Origin of the sequence: Jannaschia seosinensis, assembly GCF_001408515.1 — a bacterium.
Taxonomy (GTDB): domain Bacteria; phylum Pseudomonadota; class Alphaproteobacteria; order Rhodobacterales; family Rhodobacteraceae; genus Jannaschia; species Jannaschia seosinensis.
The window spans coordinates 1-3,855 of the sequence record NZ_CYPR01000092.1 but is presented as its reverse complement, the minus strand read 5'-3'; the positions used below and the strand labels follow the sequence as shown (position 1 = coordinate 3,855).

Here is a 3,855-nt window from a genome sequence, read left to right as displayed (position 1 = left end):
GTTGATCCCCTTGTGGCGACGGTGCTCTACGCCGGGTGCGAGTTTCGCCTTGGCCGCCGCATAGGATCCGAGCTTGTCGGTCACCATCACCCGCGGCAGGCCCCATCTCTTGAAGAGCTTGCGCATGAACTGCTTCGCGGCCGCGGTGTCGCGGCATGACTGCACGAGGATGTCCAAGACGTCGCCTTTCGCGTCGATTGCCCGCCACAACCAATGCTTTGTGCCGTTGATCTTGAGTACGACCTCGTCGAGATGCCACTTGTCGGCTGGCCAGGGCCGATCGCGTCGGATCTTCGCGGCGAACTGCGTCCCGAACTTCGCGACCCACACCCGTATCGTCTCATAGGAAACGGCGACGCCCCGCTCGGCCAGAAGGTCTTCGACATCTCGCAGGCTCAGGGCGAAACGGTGGTACGCCCAGACGGCGTATCCGATGACGGTGCGCGGAAAGCGGTACCCCTTGAGGCGGGAGAGATCGTCGAGGTTCAGCATCCAAGCGAGCTACCGGCCTTCCATGACGCCATCAACCTGACAGTGCCCTCAGGAGTTGGAGCCTCCGGCAAACCCGGCGCGGTTCAGTTCAACCGGGTGTCCTTATTGAAAACGTGCCGCCGTATCGCAACGTTTCCGGCGGCAATTACGCTCAATCCGTTCCATTTGGACCTCGCAACGGGTAGTGGCGCCCGATATTGCGCGCGAAAAGGACGGTCCCATTGCCGGTGCGATCCCACAGATGACAGACCGATCGTTTCCGGGCAGCTCGAAGATCGCCTATCTGACAGGCGCCTATCCGGCAGTATCGCACACCTTCATCCTGCGCGAGGTCGAGGCTTTGCGCGCCTTGGGGGCCGAAGTGCTGACCTGCTCGATCCGGCGCACGGGCGATGAACATCATCGCGGACCTTCTGAGCGGGCCGCCGCGGCCGATACTTTCTATGTTCTGGCCGCCGCCAAGCAGCCCTCGATCCTGTTGCGTGCTCTCGCGGGGGCGTTGCGCCGTCCCGGTCGCACGGCTGCGGCGGCAGCGCTGGCATTCCGGATGCGCCCGCCGGGCCTGCGCGCCCTGATCTACCAGATCTTCTATCTGGTCGAGGCCATGATCCTGGCCGATTACCTGCGAAAGCAGGGCGTGACGCATCTGCACAACCACTTCGCCAGTTCAAGCGCCACCGTGGCCCTTCTGACGGGCGTCCTGACCGGCATTCCCTTCAGCTACACGCTGCACGGGCCAGCCGACCTGTTCGAGGCGCATCGCTGGCGTCTCGATCTCAAGACCGCGCGAGCGGCCTTCGTGGCCTGCATCAGCCATTTCGCCCGCAGTCAGGCGATGCTGTTCTCCGATCCCGCCCATTGGCCGAAATTGAGGATCGTTCATTGCGGGGTTTTGCCGGAGATCTATGACCGACCTACGCCCCCTTCCGATGCGACGGCGGGGCTGGAATTCCTGTTCATCGGGCGGCTGGCGCCGGTCAAAGGTGTGCGCGTCCTGCTGAAGGCTTTCAATGCGGCCCGGAAACAGGTGCCCGATCTTCGGTTGACGCTGGTGGGCGACGGCACGGACCGTACTGTTCTGGAAAGCCTCGCCGCCTCCGCCGGCGATGCCATCACCTTCACCGGATACCTGTCGCAGGAAGAGGTGGCTAACCGGCTGGCAAAGGCGGATGCCTTCGTTCTGCCGAGCTTCGCCGAGGGTGTCCCTGTCGTCCTGATGGAGGCGATGGCCGGCGGACGGCCCGTCATCGCCACCCGCGTCGCCGGGGTGGCCGAATTAGTCGATGACGGCGAAAGCGGCTATCTGGTGCCGCCGGGCGATGCGGAGACGCTAGCGCATCGCATGATCGCGCTGGCCCGGGATCCCGACCTGCGCCGCCGCATGGGAGTCGCGGGGCGCGCGAAGGTGCACGCCGAATTCGACATCCGCATCGAAGCGGCTCGCATGCTGTCCCTGATTGAAGGGACGAGCGGCTCCGACCTCCCCCCCCCATCCCGTTGAGGCCATCCTATGACATCACCTGATCACAATGCCGCACCAATTTCGGTGGTCGGATCCTTCCACTCCGGCAATGCCAGAGACGAGGCGGTTCCGGCCTTCTTCAACAGACTGATAGCCTGCGCGCACGCCAAGCCAGAGAAGCTCATGTTCATGGCTTTGACGATCCGGATCTTATCGTGCTTGGCAGCCTCGCCAGTGTGGGCCCGGCGACTGCAGTTTTCGGAGAATTCTCGACGATCGATTGTTTCTGAATACGCCAAAAGGCTGCGCTGCGGCGGATCCTACGTCAATAAGCTTGTCGACAGTGAGAACAGAGCAGTATGAGAGTCACATTCGTCATCCCCGACTTTCGCAGATTGTCAGGCGGCATACGTGTCGTCGCCCAATATTTCGACCATCTTCGGCGCGCCGGACATCAGGTCTCAATCGTGTCGTGCGCCGTATCTACGGGCCCAGAAGGGCGACGCAACTGCCTGCGCCGCTGGCTGAGACTGGCTCGACCTCAAAAGGGAGATGCTTTCGAAGCAACGGGACATTTCACCGAAGATCTATCCCGCATCACACATTATCCAGCTTATTACCCATTGAAGGAGGGAGATTTTCCCGATGCCGACATTATCGTCGCCACTTGGTGGGAAACTGTCGAATGGATCCGTGATCTGCCTCCTAAAAAAGGCACGAAGGTGCATTTCATTCAGGATCATGAGGACTTCTCCTACCTGCCTTCTGATCGTGTCAGGGCGGTCTATCGTGCACCCATTCGCAAGATCGTCGTAGCCTCTTGGCTGATCGAGATGCTGCGTGAGCGCTACGACCGGGACGCCGTGCTATGCACAAACGGTGTCGATACCACATGGTTCGACACCCCGCCCCGCGCGCCCACCGGTACGCCGCAGGTGGGCTTTCTCTACTCGCCTCACCCACGCAAGAACATTGACCTGGCGGTCGAGGCCGTGACGCGCGCGCGTCGGGATCTTCCGGATCTGCAGTGTCTGGTTTTTGGAGCGCGCGCTCCGCGCCGGCCCCTTCCCGATTGGTTCACGTTTCACAGCAAACCGCCGCAGACCGAAATTCCCAGTCTTTACGCCGCCTGCGACGCTTGGCTGTTTCCCTCGGAGACCGAGGGCTTCGGATTGCCTTTGCTCGAGGCGATGGCCAGCCGAACGCCGGTTTTAGCGACGCGAGCGGGAGCGGCGCCGGATCTGGTGAACACAAGAAATGGACGGTTGCTGAATTCGGATCCGGACGCTTTCGCTCAAGCCATCGGCGACATCGCCAGATTGCCGCCTCAGGATTGGCAACAGATGTCCGACGCCGCCCGCGCCACCGCGGTCCATCATGACTTAACTGCAGCCGCCAAACGGTTTGAAAAGGCGCTCGCTGGCCTAACGTGAAGGCGGGTTCCTCCCAGCACTGTTTTTCCGCTTGTCAAAGAAAAACATGATACCAGCGACCGATAGAGGAGAAGCGTATGCCACCCAATCGCCTTTTGGCTCCGGTAAACTTCCTAATGCCGGACCCACATCGCCTGGCGGCCATACGTGCCTTGGCGCCGTCCGAGATGACCGAGGAAGTTATTCTCGAGCACCCCAAGTTCGACACTTCAGGGGCGGTTTCATGAGGCGTTGTTGCAGAACTCAGGTTGCCAACGATTCACATCACGAATCCATGTGGTTAGACGGGCAGCATGAGCAAGCCTGTCCCCGCCCGCTACCGCACGACGAACTGGTCCAGCTATAACGCGGCGCTGCGCAAGCGCGGCTCGATGTTGATCTGGATGGACGAGGAGATGGCTTGGCTGGCCCCGCACGAAAGTCGGCCCGGCCGCCCTGCCGTCTTCTCCGATGCCGCCATCCAGTTCT

The 3,855-nt window shown here is 61.6% G+C and carries 5 protein-coding genes; 3 read left to right on the top strand and 2 right to left on the bottom strand.

The window, feature by feature from the left end; genetic code table 11:
* On the bottom strand, nt 1-492 hold a 492-nt coding region (locus JSE7799_RS07375; RefSeq protein ID WP_055663033.1), incomplete at its 3' end, for an IS6 family transposase.
* A gap of 241 nt (nt 493-733) precedes the next feature.
* Here JSE7799_RS07375 and JSE7799_RS07370 point away from each other — a divergent pair.
* Nucleotides 734-1,993, top strand: a complete 1,260-nt coding sequence (locus JSE7799_RS07370; protein ID WP_055663032.1) for a glycosyltransferase family 4 protein — start codon at nt 734-736, stop codon at nt 1,991-1,993.
* A 23-nt stretch (nt 1,994-2,016) separates the two neighbouring features.
* Here JSE7799_RS07370 and JSE7799_RS22000 read toward each other — a convergent pair whose 3' ends face one another.
* A complete protein-coding gene (locus JSE7799_RS22000; RefSeq protein ID WP_275934890.1) occupies nt 2,017-2,145 on the bottom strand; it encodes a hypothetical protein in 129 nt (42 codons plus the stop codon).
* Between the two features lie 168 nt (nt 2,146-2,313).
* Here JSE7799_RS22000 and JSE7799_RS07365 point away from each other — a divergent pair, with 168 nt between their 5' ends.
* Nucleotides 2,314-3,387, top strand: a complete 1,074-nt coding sequence (locus tag JSE7799_RS07365; RefSeq protein WP_083480353.1) for a glycosyltransferase family 4 protein — start codon at nt 2,314-2,316, stop codon at nt 3,385-3,387.
* Nucleotides 3,388-3,680: 293 nt separating this feature from the next.
* Nucleotides 3,681-3,855, top strand: a 175-nt coding sequence (locus JSE7799_RS07360; protein WP_186201867.1) for a transposase, incomplete at its 3' end; no start/stop codon positions are given.

What these genes read in the sequence shown, in the direction of transcription:
- JSE7799_RS07365 (WP_083480353.1), top strand. Translation starts at nt 2,314, where the DNA reads ATGAGAGTCACATTCGTCATCCCCGACTTTCGCAGATTGTCAGGCGGC.
- JSE7799_RS07370 (WP_055663032.1), top strand. Translation starts at nt 734, where the DNA reads ATGACAGACCGATCGTTTCCGGGCAGCTCGAAGATCGCCTATCTGACA.
- JSE7799_RS22000 (WP_275934890.1), bottom strand. Translation starts at nt 2,145, where the DNA reads ATGAACATGAGCTTCTCTGGCTTGGCGTGCGCGCAGGCTATCAGTCTG.